A 17882-nucleotide genomic window follows, 5' to 3' on the forward strand; every position below is an offset into this window, starting at 1 on the left:
GATAAAATCAAATAGATTCAATCATAGGGGTGCAAAGTATTGCGCCCCTACATTTTTTATATGTATTTTTAGGAAATAGATAGTTTCGTAATTCGACAAAATTTTCTTCTGAACTAGGTAATAAAGTTAGCAGAAAATGTAAATGATATCTGAAGTATGCCTTGATATCTTATCAATATAAGCAAGAAGTTGAAAGACCAAAAAAGAAATCAACAATTTGCTTATACTAAAACAATTTCAATACAAAATCAGGAGAAAACCTATGCAAGCTCACACCCAGGAAGAACTATTTACTGACATTACATCTGATGAATCTGCTAGTGTTAGTGGAGGTGTATTTATTGGTGGTTTTAGCCTCGATAAATATCTTTTTGGACTAGGTGCCGCAGCAGTATTTGGTAATGGTGTACCCTTTGTACCCACTGTAGCAGAAATTCAATTTGCTTGGGAAAACTCACTTTATGGATCTGACCCAGCATTAGCACCTTTTGGTAAGTACTAAAACATTTCATATCTTTCATCAACTTGCAAAAAGGGATACGCCCTAGTTCATTAATCTCAAAAACCCGGTTCTTCAGTATAGGCGCACCATGGAGCGTCTATACGCTAACAAAAATTAAGCTTTGCAACATAGAGAAACCGGGTTTTTCCATGTTGAGTATTGAAGCGAAGTTCTGAAATTCTTTTTAAGGAGCCGGAGATGGAAATAACTGAAAACCAATCACTTTTTACGGGATTAACAATGGAAGAATCAGCTGCAATTGCAGGTGGACTGATGGTTCTGAGAGCTAAATATGACTCTCAAACTAAAAGCTTCAAGGTAGAAACCAAAAAGATAGAACTTGGTGAAGACTTACTTGAGTTATTTGACACCTACTATATCTTTAACGGCTTATTTGGAGGCTATGGTTTTTACAAGAATTATGGAAGTTTATGGGTTTAACTAGCAAAGCCGAAATTGGCTTAAGGTAATAAACTATAACTTTCATATTCATTTTATTTTGAATGCTCTTCGGTTGTCAGGTAGTTCGCCATTGTATCTATTTATCATCTGCAAGCGATGGAAGATGAAAAAAACCCGCTTTTTACAGAATTAAATTCTGAAGAATCTGCTGCCGTCAGTGGAGGAGCATCTCGGGTTGGTTTTGACATAAATACTTACTTGTTTATTTTGGGGGCTGGTGTATTATTTGGCAACCCTGGGCTAACGTCAGAAGAAATTCAGTTTGCTTGGGAGCAATCGTTTGTTTCTAACAAACCCTCGAAGTCTCGCCGAAGAAAACGTTTTTTCTGGTGGTAAATGCACGAGAAATCAAGACAAGCATACTGGGTTTATTATGAAATATACTCACGTTTTACAACATAGTGAAGAAGATTGTGGTGCAGCTTGTCTTGCTGCGATCGCCAAACATTATGGACGTACTTTTACCCTGAATCATATTCGTGAGGTAGTAGGAACTGGACAACTCGGAACAACTTTACTAGGGCTTAAACGGGGAGCGGAAACACTGGGTTTTAATGCTCGCCCAGTCAAAACTTCACCAGAACTTTTAGATCGACTGCATGAAGCACCTCTACCAGCTATTATTCACTGGAAAGGAAATCACTGGGTTATTTTACATGGCAAGAAAGGTAAACAATGCGTTGTTGCCGATCCTGCTGTAGGTATCCGCTATCTTTCCAAACAAGATTTGGTGGAAGGTTGGGGAGATTGGTTGATGCTCTTATTAGAGCCAGATCCAATACGCTTTTTTGACCAAAAAAATGAGAATATTTCAGGTTTTTGGCGCTTCTTAAAGCGTATTTGGATTTATCGAACTATTTTAGCGCAAGCTCTACCCTTAAACTTCTTTTTAGGAATATTATCTTTATCTTCGCCATTTTTACTACAAATCTTAACTGATGACGTTTTAGTTAGAGGTGATACAAAATTGCTAACAACTGTGGCGATCGCAGTTGTTGTCATGAACTTTATTAGCACCAGTCTTACCTGGGTACAATCCAACCTTATTGCTCATTTCGCCCAACGTCTGCAATTGGGATTAGTCCTAGAATTTGGACGACAAATGCTGCATCTACCTCTTGCTTATTACGAAGCCCGTCGTAGTGGAGAAATTGTCAGCCGACTGCGAGATATCGACCAAATCAATCAGCTAGTTGCTCAAGTCGTAGTGAGTTTACCCAGTCAATTTTTTATTTCCTTAGTTTCTTTAGGCTTCATGATTTTTTATAGTTGGAAACTCACTGCTGTAGCTTTATTCATTGCTATCTTAATGACATTATCTACAGTGATTTTTCAGCCTACTTTACAACAAAAAACTCGTGAGGTTTTAGTCACAGAAGCTGAAAATCAAGGTGTTTTAGTAGAAACCTTTAAAGGTTCACTTACTTTAAAAACAACGACAGCAGCACCTCAGTTTTGGGATGAATTCCAAAGCCGATTTGGCCGTCTTTCTAATGTAACATTGCGGACAATTCAAATTGGCATTATCAATAGTACTTTTTCTAGCTTTGTTTCTGCTACAGGTAGCGTTGTTTTGCTTTGGTTTGGTGGCAATTTGGTAGTTAATCCAATTGAACATTTGAGTATAGGGCAACTACTTGCCTTTAACTCTATGAATCATAACTTTCTAGGATTCATTGGTACTATTATCACCTTTATAGACGAATTTACTCGTGCTAAGACTGCAACGCAACGTTTAACAGAAGTTATCGATGCTACACCAGAAAATGAGGGCGATGGTAGAAAGCCTTTTGCCAAAATTCTTAGCGACGCTGACATTGTTTGTACAAATGTTAATTTTCACTATGCTGGTCGAGTTGAGCTATTAGAAGACTTTTCTTTAACCATTCCTGGCGGTAAAGTGACTGCTCTCATAGGTCAGTCTGGATGTGGGAAAAGCACTTTAGCAAAATTAATTGCAGGGTTGTATCAGATCCAGTCTGGGAATATTCGTATTGGAATTTACAACCTCAATGACCTTGCTCTTGATTGTTTGCGCCAACAGGTAGTTCTCGTACCACAAGATGCTCACTTTTGGAGCCGTTCTATTATTGAAAACTTTCGCATGGGAGCACCTTACGTAAGCTTTGAACAAATAGTAAAAGCTTGTCAAATTGCTGATGCTGATGATTTTATTAGCAAACTCCCTGACAAATATCAAACTATTTTAGGGGAATTTGGTGCAAATATTTCTGGTGGTCAACGCCAAAGACTTGCGCTAGCAAGGGCGATTGTTTCCGAACCAGCAGTTCTGATTTTAGATGAATCAACTTCTGGACTCGATCCAGTCGGTGAATCAAAGGTTTTGAATAAATTGCTACAACATCGTCGTGGAAAAACCACAATTTTAATTACCCATCGCCCTCAAGTTATAAACAGAGCGGATTGGATTGTTTTGTTAGATCGTGGAAAGTTGAAAATACAAGGTTATCTAGAAGAATTGCAAGCTATGCAAGGCGAACATTTAGATTTTCTAATTCCCGATCTGAAGACTCGTCATTAATCAAGGGTTTTATTAAAAAAACAATTTTCTAGCAATCATTAGGTGCTAATTATGCTCTATACCCACACTCAAAAATTTCTTCCCTCTTCTTACTACGATGAGTTTCTACCTCCAGTGAGTCGTTGGACTTCTTTAGCTGGAATATCTTTAATGGGGACTGTGGGTACTGCGATCGCTCTCTCCTCATATATCAAATACAATGTTACTGTAAAAACTGGGGCTACTGTACGTCCTACAGGTGATATTCGTTTAGTACAACCAGAAATAGAAGGTACTATTAAAAGTATTTTTGTTAAAGAAAATCAAACAGTCAAACAAGGTGACATTATTGCTCGACTTGACGATCTAGAAATACATATTAAAAACAATCAATTGCAAGCAAATTTACAAGAGAACAAATTACAATTGATTCAAATTGATGCTCAAGTCAATGCTTTGGATAATCAAATAGAAGCTGAGAAAAAAGTGATAGAATGGACAGTGGCTTCTGCAAAAGCTGAGTTAACACGCAGTCAAAGGGAGTATAACGACCAACAAGTTAAAACCCAAAGTGAATGGCAAGCATCGCAAGCCAACCTCCAAAAATCAGAAGCAAATTTACAAAAAGCTAAAGCCGATTTAGATTTTGCTCAATTGGATCGCGATCGCTATCAGCAACTTGCAGAAATTGGAGCCGTCAGCAAGCGAGAATTCGAGCAAAGAAAATTAGCTGTCGAACAAGCAAAAGCCGTCGTTGATTCCGAACAGAGAGCGATTGATATTGCTAAAGCTAACCTACAATCCGCTCGAGCTGCAATTAATCCTAGTGCAGCGATCGTAGCAATAGCCAAACAGAAAATCGCTCAAGAAACAGTCAGAGGAAAATCAACTATTGCAGCATTTCTTCGCGAAAAAAATGCTTTGATTCAAAAAAGAATTGAGATGAACAATCAAATAAAACAAGCAAAGAAAGAACTCGAAAAAAACCAGCTTCAACTTCAAAATACCTTAATTCGTGCTACCAGTGACGGTACTATCCTTAAGTTAAATCTACGAAATCCCGGTCAAGTTGTACGTCCCTCAGAATCTGTTGCTGAAATCGTACCTCACAATACCCCTCTAGTCATAAAAGCAATAATTCCTGCGTCTGATATCAAAAATGTTGAAGTTGGTCAAAATGTTCAGTTGCGAGTTGATGCTTGTCCCTATCCCGATTACGGGACTCTCCATGGGGTTGTCACGGCTGTTTCACCAGACGCCATAGTTCCTCAAAATAACAATTCCTCCACTTCCTCCCCTGCTGCTACAACTCCTATAACCAGTTATTTTGAAGCAACAATCAAACCAAAAACTATCTCTTTTGGAAATAACAATCATCATTGCTCAATTCAAGCTGGAATGGATGCAAAAGCTGACATTATTTCTAAAGAAGAAACTGCACTAGAATTTATGTTGAGAAAAGCCAGATTAATAACAGATATTTAAAATATATTTTCTATTAGTGAGGCTGAAATTGTGTACGATCGTTATATTTTCAATCATCTACTGCCTTACCCTCATTAGGTTTATTGCATCTTACCAAAAGACCCAAGAAGCATTACACTGGTGGTCTTACAGACAATCCATCAAACTTTTTTTAGAAGCAGAAACTATTCGAGATAATTTTTTACAGGAAACTTTTGCGATCCGTCGCAATTTAGAAATGTTATCAGGAGATGATTGGGAGCTATCAGCGTATAGAACTCAAGAATGTTTAACAAAAGTTGAGAATTTACATCAATCTCTTGCTCAATTAAGCGAACGTTTATTTCCAGCCTATTTTCAAGGTAGCTTACCTTTAGCTATTCAAGGTGTACTAGAATCTTGGACTATGTCTCATCCACTTATATCTTTTAATGTCAGTTTACCAAAAACTTGGCAATATGAAACTATCGAACACAGCTTGATAGTAGTTTGGTCTTTGGAAGAGTTATTAAAAATTGCCGTACCAGACATTTTAACGCCCATTTTAATTTACATAAATTTAGAACAACGAAAAAATAGAGCGAAATTAGTGGTGGAAATAACTTATCCCGATATATCTATATTAACATTGTATTGCAGTCAATTAGAATTTGACTGTTTAAGTGAAAGTTTTAGATTCTTAACCTCAGGAAAATGTTTATATTTCTACAGGAACTTAAATATAAATTGGCATTTCTCTTGGTGATGTTTTTCACTTATAGAGCAATCTTGTTCAGTTGATGAAATACACGTTGGGGAGTCACACTCGTGGGGGAGTTTTCTGCGTTTAGAGGAGTATATCTACCAACATAAGGCTTTTTGAAAGCATTTCCGACCTAACAGTACTTAGAATTTGTAACAAATAGTTTAGGATTACTATAATAGCAATTCAATTTACTTTTTTCAGTGTATCTATGGTAAGCATTGCGTGCTTTCTAGTACTTAACCTTTTTCATACATAGTGTTAAATTGTCTCCATTCAGAAAGTTAAGAATTATATACTAGTATCCTGAATTTGTTTCACCAATACGAATAGTAGATTACTTACATACCTTGCTTGTAGCCTGTTAAACTTTACATAATTTATTAATTTATACCCCGTTCCTTATAGTATTTTAACGGAGGTAAAATATGACACAAGTAACATCAGATAAAGCTTTGATAAATATTTTGGTTATTGATGACCACGAATCAGTTTTAAGCGGAACTATAGATATATTACAAAAACAATATCCAGAGGCTAAATTTAGTACTTCTCTCACGTCTAAAAACGCTCTCGATCGAGTGAGAATATTAAACCCAGATCTTGTGGTTATGGATTTATCTATTCCTGATAGCCCAGGGATGTCACCACGCCCCGAGACGGGTGTTCAACTTCTAAAAACTTTGATGAAAGAATTCCCCAATTTAAATCTTGTTGTCCAAAGCGCTCATGCTAGAACACTCGTAAGAATCAGACCTGACATTGATACTCATAAAGGGGGATTTACTGTGGCTGATAAAAGTCTTTCTAGCAAAGAAATGTTAATTAGAGTTGATTGGGCTTTACAGGGGTTAACTCATACAAAAGATATTAAAGGAATTCATGCTGGGTTGGAGATTAAACCTGAGTGGTTGAAAGTCCTAAGTTTGGCTTTTGAGCAAGGATTACAAGATAAAGCGATCGCCGAACAAATGTGCGTATCAGAACGCATGGTGCGACATTACTGGAATAAGCTACAAGATGCTTTAAATGTTTATCCTGAAGAGGGAAAAAATATTCGGATTCAAACGGAGATGAGAGCTAGAGAAGAAGGATTAATCGATTAGTATAGGGACTCAGTCAGAAAAATTGAAAATTATTGGCTCCCCTTTGTAGCAGTGCTTGGGCACACATATAGTAACTACAAACTTCTAACAGCATCAATTTATGCCGCCAGAATTTTGGAAAAGGATCGAAGAAGAAATTACCATTTGGCGTGTAGGTGCATTACCAGGAATTTTAGTGATTGGACTGGTAATCGCTACCCGTCTCGTCGGTTCCATGCAATCTTTAGAATGGTTGGTTTTTGATAATTTCCTTCGTCTGCGTCCTCAAGAACCTGTTGATGAACGCATTATTATTATAGGTATTAACGAAGAAGATATTCGTAGTCTGGGAACTTATCCCATACCAGATAAAGATATTGCTAGTTTGTTAAGAAAATTGCATTCTTTGAATCCTCGAGCAATTGGTCTCGATCTCTTTAGAGATCTTCCTGTAGAACCCGGTCATGGCAAACTGAGCGTAGCATTTCAAGAGCTTAAAAATGTCATTGCTATAGAGAAAGTTTTACCAGAACGAGTCCCTCCACCAATAGAATTACCTGAAGAACAAGTGGGTTTTGCCGATCAAATTATTGATACTGATGGAAAGTTGAGACGCAGCTTGCTAGCAACACCTACAATTAAAGGCTATAAGTTATCGTTATCTTTAAAATTGGCAACAGCTTATTTAAATCAAGATGGCTTCTATCTAGAAAATGGTATTGATGATGAAAATACCGTAAGATTTGATAAGACCGAAATACCTAGGTTTTTATCTAACTCCGGAGGCTATATTCAAGCTGACGATGGTGGGGTGCAAGTATTACTGAATTTTCGGAGTGGTGAAAAACGATTTAGAACTTTATCACTTCAGGATATTAAAACAGGAAATTTTAAGCCAGAATGGCTACGCGATCGCATTGTTATTATTGGTGTCGTTGCTTCTAGCGTCAAAGATTGGTTAACAACTTCCGCTATTGCATCAACAAAACCTGCACCAGGACGAATCTATGGAGTGGAGCTTCTCGCACACACGACTTCTCAAATTATCAGTTCCGTGCTTGACAGAAGAGCGCTTTTACAAACATGGTCTGAAGGACAAGAATATCTGTGGATTGTGTGTTGGGGTTTGTTGGGAATTCTTTTTGCTAGACTGACAAAATTGCCTTTCATCAATCTTCTAGCTGTTGTCTTTGCAAGTCTTCATCTTGTTTTTGCTAGTTATATACTCCTGATCGTATGGGGTTTTTGGGTTCCGATAGTACCGACAATACTTGTTTTGGTTTTGAATGGTGTGGGTATGACAGCCTTATATCAGTATGACCAAGCTCTACGCACTAGAATAAATGCTCATCTCACTCTGATTGAACGGACGTTTGAAACAATCCATAACGGACCATTACAAACTTTAGCAAAAACTTTAAAGTTGATCGGAGACAGAGACTTACCACCAAACGAATTAGTTTTCCAAATAGAAACCGAACTGGAAAAGTTAAATTACGAGCTAAGAGGCATTTATGAATTTTTACAACAAGAACCTATAACTCAAGATAGTTGTCTTTATTTAAAAAAAGGATTATTGCTGAATTTACAAGAACCAATTCACGAAGTTTTGTATCAAGTTTATAGCTCTACTTTAGAACGAGATTTTCCCTGTTTTAAAACACTTAGAGTGAAAATCAGGAGTTTTGACCCTATCAGCGATCGCTGCTTAAGTATAGAGCAAAAGTTAGGACTTTGCCGCTTCTTAGAAGAAGCATTATGCAACGTTGGCAAACACGCTAGAGGTGTTACCCGTCTTGAGGTTACTTGTACTAGCCACGAAGGTTGGTGTACTTTAAGTATCGTGGATAATGGCTTGGGAATTAACTCATCTAAAGAGGGTCGGGGAACTCAGCAGTTTAGAAACTTGGCTAAACAATTAAAAGGGAAATATCGACGTTGTCCTTGTTTTCCAAAAGGAACTCTTTGCGAGTTATCTTGGCCTGTAACAAAGTTTTGCTGCTGGTAGTCAATTTAGATAAAAATTATAGTTAAGAATATAAGTTAGTTCGCTAATCTCCTACTAAAATGAGTATATATATCAAACAAAATTTTTAAAAGATTACCTTTCCTCAGTGAAATACCGGGGAGGATGTGAATATGGATCGTAGGAAATGGTTTTTTCACAAGCTGTTAAATACTCAATTTTTAACAACTGGTATTTTGACAGCTATGCTTTTGTTAACTCAAGTTGTAGCGGAATACCGACCCCCAGGCAATCAAAAACCACCAAGAACCAATACAGACTCATCAGGTACGAGATTTTTCGAGCAATTTCCAAACGTACTTAGTTATACTCTAAATGCTCCTATCCTCTAATTCCAGCAGAGGTGCCTTCGTTTTCACAAACTTCCCATAGAATTGCCGTCAGTTAAGTGCGACCAGTGTCAATATATAGATATTGGTGCTAAATTCAGCAAGAGGAAGGCAAAATAAGGCTGTGCAGATAACATTTCTAGGGACCAGTTCAGGTGTACCCACACGAGCGCGTAATGTTTCCAGTGTTGCTTTAAGACTACCGCAACGAGCGCAGTTGTGGTTATTCGACTGTGGCGAAGGAACCCAACATCAAATTTTGCGGAGTGACCTAAAAGTCAGCCAACTGTCCCGAATTTTTATCACCCACATGCACGGCGACCATATTTTTGGTTTAATGGGTCTGCTTGCAAGCTGTGGTTTGGCTGGTAGTGTGGAACGCGTTGACATATATGGTCCACCAGGATTAAATGACTATCTACAACTAGCTTCGCGACACTCCCACACCCACTTTTCCTTCCCTATCAAAGTTCATGCTGTCCGTCCCGGAATTGTTTACGAAGATGATGAATTTATCGTGACTTGCAACCCCTTACATCATCGGGTCACCACCTTTGGTTACCGAGTCACGGAAAAAGACCGTCCCGGACGTTTTGATGTTGAAAAAGCCAAAGAGTTGCAAATTCCACCCGGACGCATTTACGGACAACTCAAACGTGGTGAAACAGTCACTCTTGCAGATGGGCGAGTCATCAATGGCAAAGAATTGTGCGGACCTACAGAAATTGGGCGCAAAATTGCCTACTGTACAGACACAATTTACTGTGACAATGCAGTGGAGTTGGCACAGGATGCTGACGTTTTAATTCATGAAGCCACTTTTGCCCATCAAGATTCAGAGTTAGCTTTTCAGCGCTTGCATTCCACAACCACAATGGCAGCGCAAACAGCCTTAGGAGCTAAAGCTCATCGGTTGATTATGACACATTTCAGTCCTCGTTATGCTCCCGGAAATTCCATAGAGTTGAAGGATTTACTTGAAGAAGCTCGTGCTATTTTTCCCAAAACAGATATGGCTTATGATTTTATGACCTATGAAGTACCCAGACGGCGAGAGAAAGGAGAAAAATCATTTTCTAATTCATGATTCGTAAAGACCTACTTTTTCAGAGCGGCTTAGGCGTTCCTTCTAGAGTTGGAGAAAGATGGAGCCTTTGCAAGGGATGAAATCTCCAAACTACCGTTGAGGTTGCGTAAGCCCTGCTTTTGAAGAAGGGGGGATTGAGTCTTATCTGAACCGTATTGGTATATGATGAGGCCAAAAACTGAACATTTCATATAAATAGTGTTTCTAATTACTCTTAAAGGTAGGTTTCCCGCTTTCAAAACTTGACGATCCGCAAATCTTTAAAACTTTTTACAAAAACTTTAATTTCCAAAATTTATCAATTTAATATTTTTGAGATTTTCATTGTATTTCAAGTATGAAAATACACCTTTTACTATGTGTAGCTTACTTGGAAATATATATTTATCTGTATGATTGGCTGTCTAAATAGGTTTTTTAGTAACAACAAAGCAATACAAGAAAGATTATCAACAATATTATAAAGATTAAAAGAAAGAGTTGACGATTGAGATATTTTAACTTAGGTTGAAATGAAAAAGAAAAATGTTAGAGGTTGGATATTGCACGTGTTATTAGCTATATCGACAATAATTCTTTATTGAAGATCCAACTCACTTACGCCTCATTTCTTCAGTAAGGAATTATAGTTCAGTCAAAAAACTGACAGATATTGTTCTCCCTACAGTGTAAAAAATCATTTTGATATTAGAGGAACTTGATAGTGACTGATATTGGTTTGGAACGTGGGAAGATAGTTTTAGTATCCCAAAAAAGTACGGTTGAAGTCAAAAAGCTCTCTAAACTTCTACTGCGTCGGCGCAGACAGATTTTCAGTGTTTATTGCATAGTCATGTCTTTGACAAGCGTTTTGGCTTTTATGACAAAACCAACGTATCAAAGTTCTATGCAAATAATGGTTAGTTCTCGCTCTTCTGAGGGAGGACGGTCCAATTCCCTTCAAGAAGGAGTAGAAAACAAAGCTGTCGATCCTACTTTTGAAGTTATCGATCGCACTTCTCAGTTAAAGCTGATGCTGAGTTCTAGACTGCTACAAAAGGTTGTAGACTCCCTGCGATCGGATTATCCGGATCTTACAGTAGAAGATATCCGAGGAAACGCAGGTAAACAGGGACGTTTAAGTGTGACGAAAGTAGAAGGGAATACAGAAAATAATAAACTATTGACTGAAATCTTTGAGATTTCTTATAAAGATAACGATCCAGTTAAAGCACAAAAAGTTCTTGTAGCTATACAGAAAGTCTATCAAAATTCTAAAATAGAACAGCAAAAAGAACGTATTTCCAGATGGATTGCCTTTTTAAACGAGCGCTTACCCAAAGTTAAAAAGGAAATTGTTCAAGCTGAGACTCAATTAGAAAAATTTCGGAAAAAACATAACTTACTTGACCCGGAAATACAAGGCAAAATCCTTTTAGAATCTCTTGCTGATGTCAGAAAACAGCTACGATTGACTCGCGCCCAACTTCAAGATGCACAAGCGCGTTACAGCAATCTTAAAAAAGAAATAAATTCTTACCCTCTTCAGGAGATCGTCTCTTTTCGCCTGAGTCAATCGCCGCGCTATCAAACACTCGTCCAACAAATTCAAAAGACAGACTTGACTTTAGCTCAAGAACGACTGCGCTATACAGAAAACTCTCCTACTGTGCAAAAATTAATTCAGCAGCGCCAAAACCAAGTTGCTCTTTTACAACAAGAGATGGAGCAAACACTGGGAGAGAAAACTGAAGCACTCTCTGATACTTTACTGAAACAAAAGCAGTTGTTTGCTCCTGAATCTATCACTATAGAAGCACCTCTAGCCATGAAAGGTCAAAGAGTAGGGATGGATTCAAAACTGGTGGAAGAGCTTGTAGAAGTGCAGACAACTGTACTGGGACTCAGTGCTAATGAAAAGAGCTTGACTGAATCAGAATCTCAAATTCAGTTGGAACTTAACAAATATCCCGGTCTAATTGCAGAATACAACCGTCTGTTACCAGAAGTAGAAACTCATCGCAAAATCCTCGAGCATCTAATGACAACACAACAATCTTTAGGATTGATAGTCGATCGAGGAGGATATGAATTGCAGGTCTTAGAAGAACCCCAGCGAGGAGCTTACCTGGGTAGCAATAGATTTCTTATCGTACTTATAGGGGCGCTAGTTGCTCCCATTTTAGGGATTGGAACTGCTGTACTCTCGGAAACTTTAAGTGATACCATCTCTTCTCCACAAGATTTACAAAATTTGTCCCATCTTCGTTTATTGGGAACAGTTCCAAAGCTATCATTATTGAGCATAGAGAAGAAACAATTCAGCCTGCCTTCTATTGTACAGAGAATATTGACTGGTTCGTCAACAAAAGCAGTGCTTGAAGAAGATTCCCTTCTTTGTTTTCAATCCCATGAAACCCTTGATATGACGTATCAAAATATTCAGTTAGGGTTTTCTTCTCCTTGCAAGTCTTTAATGGTAACTTCAGCAATATCAGGAGAAGGTAAATCAACTTTAGCCTTGGGGCTTGCAGTCAGCGCCGCCCGCATGCATCGACGGGTGTTACTGATTGATGCTAATCTGCGCGAACCCAATCTGCACAAAATGTTAGCGCTCTCGAATGATTGGGGATTATCCTTATTATTAGTTGAAGAAACAAACGCTTCTGCCAAACAATATGTTCAACCCGTCCACCCCTCCATTGATGTTTTGACCGCCGGACCGATACCAGAAGACTCGGTTAAATTATTAAGTTCTACACGGATGAAAGAATTATTACAGTTTTTTGAGCAAAATTATGACATGGTGCTGGTAGATGCTCCTTCTATTCTTGGAACAGTTAATACCAGACTTATGGCTTCCTACTGCAAAGGAGTTGCGCTCGTAGGACGCCTCGGTCAGGTAACTTCTACCGAACTGGTTGAAGCCACGGAAGTTTTAAGTAACTTCAATTTAATTGGCATTATTGCCAATGGAGTTAATAGCTCAGTATATTAATTTATCTCTCTTCGGTATATAGTTTTGTCAAGCGGTTCCACTCACTCACAAATAACCCTCTTTTTCTGCAAATTTTCGCATGCGAGGAAGACATTGCCTTTGATAAAAACTGCTTAATGTAGAAACTGACAAGCCAAATTCTATTGAGAGTTCTTTCCAACCAACTTCTGGTGGTAAGCGTTTCAAAATTAACACTTGACAAGTCACATCAGAACGACCTTGAATGTGACTGCGGCTCAACTCTCCATCAGGATCGGTCTCGACCCATAACTTGATTTCTTCTAAAATGGGAGGAACATCAGGTTCAGCGGCTAGGTTATCTACAGGATCGAGGATTTCAATATCCTCACCCGAGCGGGATTGGCTGAAATTTGCAGAAACTGTTCTAGCTTGTTGTCGTTGCTGATTGCGATAAAAGTCTTGCAATCTGCGTCTCAAGTAAACATTCAGCCAAGTCACAATACTACCTAGCTCGGGGTCGTAAGCTTGACCCGTTGTACTTTCACAAAGATTTCGACAAAAGTACAACCACGTTTGTTGCAGTGCGTCTTGGTAGAAGGGAGTGGTTTCTCTCCAGAGTTTACCGGATGTCAAGCGAATAATCTGTGTCAGCCGTTTTTGGCGTTCTTGGCTTCCTGGGGGGTGTCCGCAGGCTTCCTCAACTAATCGGCGTATGAGTTCCTCCAATCGATCCATAGCAATTTTTTGCAAAGGGAGCAATTTTTAGTATGGATCACAAAGGTATTTTATAGTACTACCCCCTGTCGCGATATTGGCAAGAAAATGGGTAAGAAAAAAGCCTCTCTTAACAAGAGAGGCTTTCTTCAAGTAAGCGGAGACAAACTTTTCATTTAAGCAACAGCAACAGCTCCTGCAATTGCGGAAAACGCGGCTGAGACGAGTGCTGTTGTAAACAACCACCAAGCTGCAGATGCGGCTGCTTTTCTGGTTTCTTCTGCTTGGCGTTGCGCTTGGCGTTTCACTTCTTCTAAGCGGTGCTGTGCTTCTTGCTGGATGCGTTCTGCTCTTTGCAAGACGCTGTTTCTTGCCCGTTCAATTTGGTCTACAATGCGGTTGGCATCTGCTTCTGAAATATCTTCACGGGAACTGAGTATTGCGACTATTGTATCGCGATTGAATGACCCCAAACGATCGCGCAAAGCTTCAAATCCTGCTTGGGGATCGTCGAACAATTTGCGAACATCGCGTTTAATGCTGTCGTAGTTTAATTCCGGGCGATCTAGGGAGTTGAGGTAATTGCGAATGCGAGCAAAAATTCCATCAATCACATCTTGAATGCGCCGTTGAATTCCCCGCACTTGTTCGACAAACTGGTCGCGCACGGAAATCATGGTATCTGCAATTCGCGCTGCTTCCTCATCGCTCAAGTCTTCTCGCAATTTCAACAAAGTAATGATGGTGGAACGGTCAAATTTGGAAAGGCGATCGCTAAAGCTTTCCAACCCCACACCAGGATCGTGTAGCAGGAGTTGTAAATCGCGCTTGATAGCTTCAGGATTCAGTTCTTCCTTACCACTGAGGCGCAAATACTCTTCCAAATAAGTTTGGAAATTTTGCATCCGTTGTTGAGTGCGGGTCGCCAGACGACGGGGCGCACGCACTATATCGCGAATGGATGTTTGTACGGAATCGATGACTTGATTGACTTGCTCTTCACTCAAGTCTTGGCGCTGGCTCAACAACTTCACCAGTGTATCTCTATCTACTTGAGACAAACGACGGCGCAGTGCTATAGCTCCTTCTCTGGGGTTTTGCAACAGTCTATTTAAATCTCGTTGAATTCCTTCAGGGTTGAGCTCGTCTTTACCAGTGTTTCGCAGGTAATCTGCAATTGTTGTTGTGACAGAATCGTATTGTGCCTGAGCTTTATCTGCTACAGTTTTTGGTGCATGGCGAACGCTAGTCCAAGAATGTTCAACAGTATCTAAGATACGGTTTGCTTGGTCTTCGTTCAAATCTTGCCGTTGAGCCAGTAATTTGACTAAGGTATCGCGGTCAAAACGAGATAAGCGTGCTCTAATTGCAGAAACCCCTGTTTGTGGATCGTCCAGCAATCTCTTGAGGTCGACGCGGATAGCATCAGGATTGAGTTCATCTTTGCCAGTGTTCCGCAGGTAAGACTTCAAATTCAACCACAGTGTTTCTGCTTGATATCTCGCTTGTTCTGCCACTCCTTGGGATTCGATTAAAACTTGGTCTCTCTGTTTTTCTAACTGGTCAAGAATTGTATCTGCTTCTTCTGGGTAAATGTCATTCCGCTCTAACAGGGTTTCCCGCAATTCCTGACGGTCAAATTGAGCGAGTCGTCGAGCGAGAGTTTCATGGTCTGCGTCTGGGTCTTCGAGCAGAGCTTTGAAATCCCTCTGAATGCTTTCTGCAGTTAACTCTGACTTGGGAGTGACGAGGAGATAGCTTTCGACGCGACGTTGCAAGTCTTGTACTATCTCTCTTTCTTCTTCCGCAGTCACTGCAACGATCGTTTCCTGGCGGACTGCTTCTAAGCGATCGCAAATACGCTGAATTTCTGCTTGAGTCAGCAGACCTCGCTGTTGCAGGATGTTAACGAAATCGCTTCTTTGAATTTGCTCCAACTCTCGCCGCACCGTTCCCGGATCGGCAGCTGCATCGTAAATAACTTCACGAAACTCTTGGGCGACTCGATCCGAACTCAGTTGCCAAGTATAAGTGTTATGGAGGTAATTTTCTATATCAGCACGAATGGGGCTATACGGCTGCTTTGGTGTGGGCAGCCCTAATTTATCTGCTTGTTCTGATACTTTATCTTTAGCAGTGGTAAGAGCACCTAGAATTTTTTCTACATCTAAGTCAGATAAATCTGCACGTCCCATAACAACACCAGTCAGTGCCGTTATTGCTTGCTGTATTGTCCTCTGAATCGGACCGGGGGCAGTTTCTTGAGTCGCCCTTTGGTTTGCATCTTTTGTGGAACGCATTTCTTCCATCAACCGATCCAGCTTGGCATTGAGTTCATCAGTCCTGCTGTGTCCCGGTGGAAGGGATTTAAGATAATCAGCCAACTCACCAAAACGATCTTGTAGCGGTTGTTGCTGACCTACGACCTGTTGCCAAACACCGTACAATGTGTCAGCAATACGGTTAACATCCCGTTTGGACAAGTCAGTACGGCTGCTAACCAATTCGACAAATTTTTGACGGTCAATGTTGCGGAGCGCTGCACCACCTGCTGCTGTACCACCTGCGATCGCAAGTAGTTGCGGGTCTCTCAGTAGATTTTCAAATTCCCCTCTAATCCGAGACAAATCTAGTTCTGGTGGGCGCACCATATCTAAATAGTCTTCCACTCTATCGCGCAAAGTGGCGGGGTCAATAGCGTTACCCAACTCCCGACGCACAGCCGCCGCCGCCGCTTCAGCAGTTGAGACCACTTGCTGATTGACAGCCTTCGCTCCCAAAGCAGCAGTTGCAGTCCCCATAATTGACTGTAAGCCGGAAGTCGCCGCATTAACCAAAGAGCCCACTAAGGAACCAACTGTCGTTGAACTCACCCATACCAGCAGTAAAAAGTACGCTCCCCAAATAACCAAACCCAGAATTGCGCCCAATCCTGGAGTTAAATCCAAAAGACTGAGCTTCACTGCTAAGAAACAAGCAATAGCAAGAGCAATGGTGACAGAAATTACTGTCCACAGGCCCACTGCTGTGCCAATTTTGCGGATGGTACCACCTACACTTCCTACCTCGTTGTGGTCTTTATCTCCATCTGAGTCTGAGGAACGACCTAAGTAGGAGATACCAGCTGCAACAGAAAGGTTTGTTAAAACCAGTTGCAGGGCAAAAGCTAGGATCACACCAGAAACCAACGCGAAAAAAAAGCGCGGTCCAAAGGTGATATCTGGCTGGTTAACAACTGGCTCTTGCGCCACCCAAAAGAATGACTTATATAGTGCCAGTACTACGTGCGTACTATGAAACATTCTAATTCCTTCCTCGTATCGCTCACGTCAGTGGGATTAATAAAATTAACACTATGTTGTAATACCCAACTCTTTATGCTTAGAATCCTGGAATTTAGGTGTTTCAAGCATCCCTCCAAAGTTTGAAAACTGACTCCAGCGAGAGGTAGAATTTATTCATCTAATGGGCGATCGACATCCAGTAACTGATTAAATTACCTACTTTCAAGTATAAGAATTTAAAGAATGAATCTATTTCTTTGTTTTTCAAGAAATTATGATGAAAGTCGCTTGTATGTGGCTGGAAATCCATAAAAATCCCTTGTTATTAATTCAGTCAATTTCTAAATGGCTAAATCATCAAAATTTTTATATTTTCAAAGAGGATTTGCAGACAATAATTTGACATCCTGTCATCTATGTTACATTTATTTACATTTACTTTTTTTGCACTCCCTGTAGGTGGATTTCACTAAAAAATACAGCCAATATAATCGTCCGTGAGAGATGGGCGTAGTTTGTTCCCATTGGCAGAAAGCAGGAAAGTTTTAAGTAGCTACATTAAAGTCACACGGAACGATAAAAGAAAATTAAAGGGAGTCACAAAATGGAAACTCGTCCTGCTACCGATTTACCACCAGTTGCTACAGAATACAACGGCGTTGACCGTAATGCTTTCCTTTTTGGTTGGAACCCTCAAGCTGAGTTATGGAATGGTCGCTTGGCTATGA

Annotated in this window: 13 protein-coding genes and 1 pseudogene; 12 read left to right on the forward strand and 2 right to left on the reverse strand. The window is 39.9% G+C overall.

All coding sequences use genetic code 11. The features are described 5' to 3' along the window. The first annotated feature begins 262 nt into the window (after window positions 1-262). The 11 genes from HC643_RS10940 (at window position 263) to HC643_RS10990 (ending at window position 13195) form a co-directional block, all read left to right on the forward strand. Entirely contained in the window at window positions 263-502 is a 240-nt protein-coding gene (locus tag HC643_RS10940) for a hypothetical protein (RefSeq protein ID WP_038082448.1), read from the forward strand. Between the two features lie 198 nt (window positions 503-700). Further along, window positions 701-943, forward strand: a complete 243-nt coding sequence (locus HC643_RS10945; RefSeq protein WP_167844657.1) for a hypothetical protein — start codon at window positions 701-703, stop codon at window positions 941-943. A 117-nt stretch (window positions 944-1060) separates the two neighbouring features. Continuing rightward, window positions 1061-1300, forward strand: coding sequence for a hypothetical protein (locus HC643_RS10950; protein WP_038082451.1), 240 nt, complete (start codon window positions 1061-1063; stop codon window positions 1298-1300). 37 nt (window positions 1301-1337) lie between these two features. Continuing rightward, window positions 1338-3506 (forward strand): peptidase domain-containing ABC transporter, encoded by a 2169-nt coding sequence (locus HC643_RS10955; RefSeq protein WP_038082453.1) that lies wholly within the window; start codon window positions 1338-1340, stop codon window positions 3504-3506. Window positions 3507-3557: 51 nt separating this feature from the next. Continuing rightward, complete coding sequence (locus tag HC643_RS10960; RefSeq protein WP_038082454.1) at window positions 3558-4970, forward strand: HlyD family secretion protein; 1413 nt, start codon at window positions 3558-3560, stop codon at window positions 4968-4970. 16 nt (window positions 4971-4986) lie between these two features. Next, window positions 4987-5694 carry a hypothetical protein gene (locus HC643_RS10965; protein ID WP_082051687.1) on the forward strand — a complete coding sequence of 236 codons (708 nt, stop codon included), beginning with the start codon at window positions 4987-4989 and terminating at the stop codon, window positions 5692-5694. A 425-nt stretch (window positions 5695-6119) separates the two neighbouring features. Then, window positions 6120-6797, forward strand: coding sequence for a response regulator transcription factor (locus HC643_RS10970; protein ID WP_038082456.1), 678 nt, complete (start codon window positions 6120-6122; stop codon window positions 6795-6797). A 100-nt stretch (window positions 6798-6897) separates the two neighbouring features. Further along, a complete protein-coding gene (locus HC643_RS10975; protein WP_038082458.1) occupies window positions 6898-8784 on the forward strand; it encodes a sensor histidine kinase in 1887 nt (628 codons plus the stop codon). A 131-nt stretch (window positions 8785-8915) separates the two neighbouring features. Further along, window positions 8916-9134, forward strand: a complete 219-nt coding sequence (locus HC643_RS10980; RefSeq protein WP_050045671.1) for a hypothetical protein — start codon at window positions 8916-8918, stop codon at window positions 9132-9134. A gap of 121 nt (window positions 9135-9255) precedes the next feature. Beyond that, on the forward strand, window positions 9256-10218 hold the full coding sequence (locus HC643_RS10985) for a ribonuclease Z (protein WP_038082459.1): 963 nt from the start codon (window positions 9256-9258) through the stop codon (window positions 10216-10218). 703 nt (window positions 10219-10921) lie between these two features. Further along, the gene (locus HC643_RS10990; protein WP_202048604.1) at window positions 10922-13195 is read left to right on the forward strand and encodes a GumC family protein; all 2274 of its coding nucleotides are present in this window, start codon (window positions 10922-10924) and stop codon (window positions 13193-13195) included. A 45-nt stretch (window positions 13196-13240) separates the two neighbouring features. On the opposite strand, the gene HC643_RS10995 is transcribed toward HC643_RS10990, so the two are convergent. After that, window positions 13241-13891 (reverse strand): hypothetical protein, encoded by a 651-nt coding sequence (locus HC643_RS10995; protein WP_038082461.1) that lies wholly within the window; start codon window positions 13889-13891, stop codon window positions 13241-13243. A 155-nt stretch (window positions 13892-14046) separates the two neighbouring features. Then, window positions 14047-17172 (reverse strand): hypothetical protein, encoded by a 3126-nt coding sequence (locus HC643_RS11000; protein ID WP_038082462.1) that lies wholly within the window; start codon window positions 17170-17172, stop codon window positions 14047-14049. Between the two features lie 586 nt (window positions 17173-17758). Between HC643_RS11000 and HC643_RS11005 the strand changes: the two are divergent. After that, window positions 17759-17882, forward strand: a pseudogene (locus tag HC643_RS11005) (high light inducible protein); the annotation flags it as partial.

This window comes from Tolypothrix bouteillei VB521301 (genome assembly GCF_000760695.4).
Taxonomy (GTDB): domain Bacteria; phylum Cyanobacteriota; class Cyanobacteriia; order Cyanobacteriales; family Nostocaceae; genus Scytonema; species Scytonema bouteillei_A.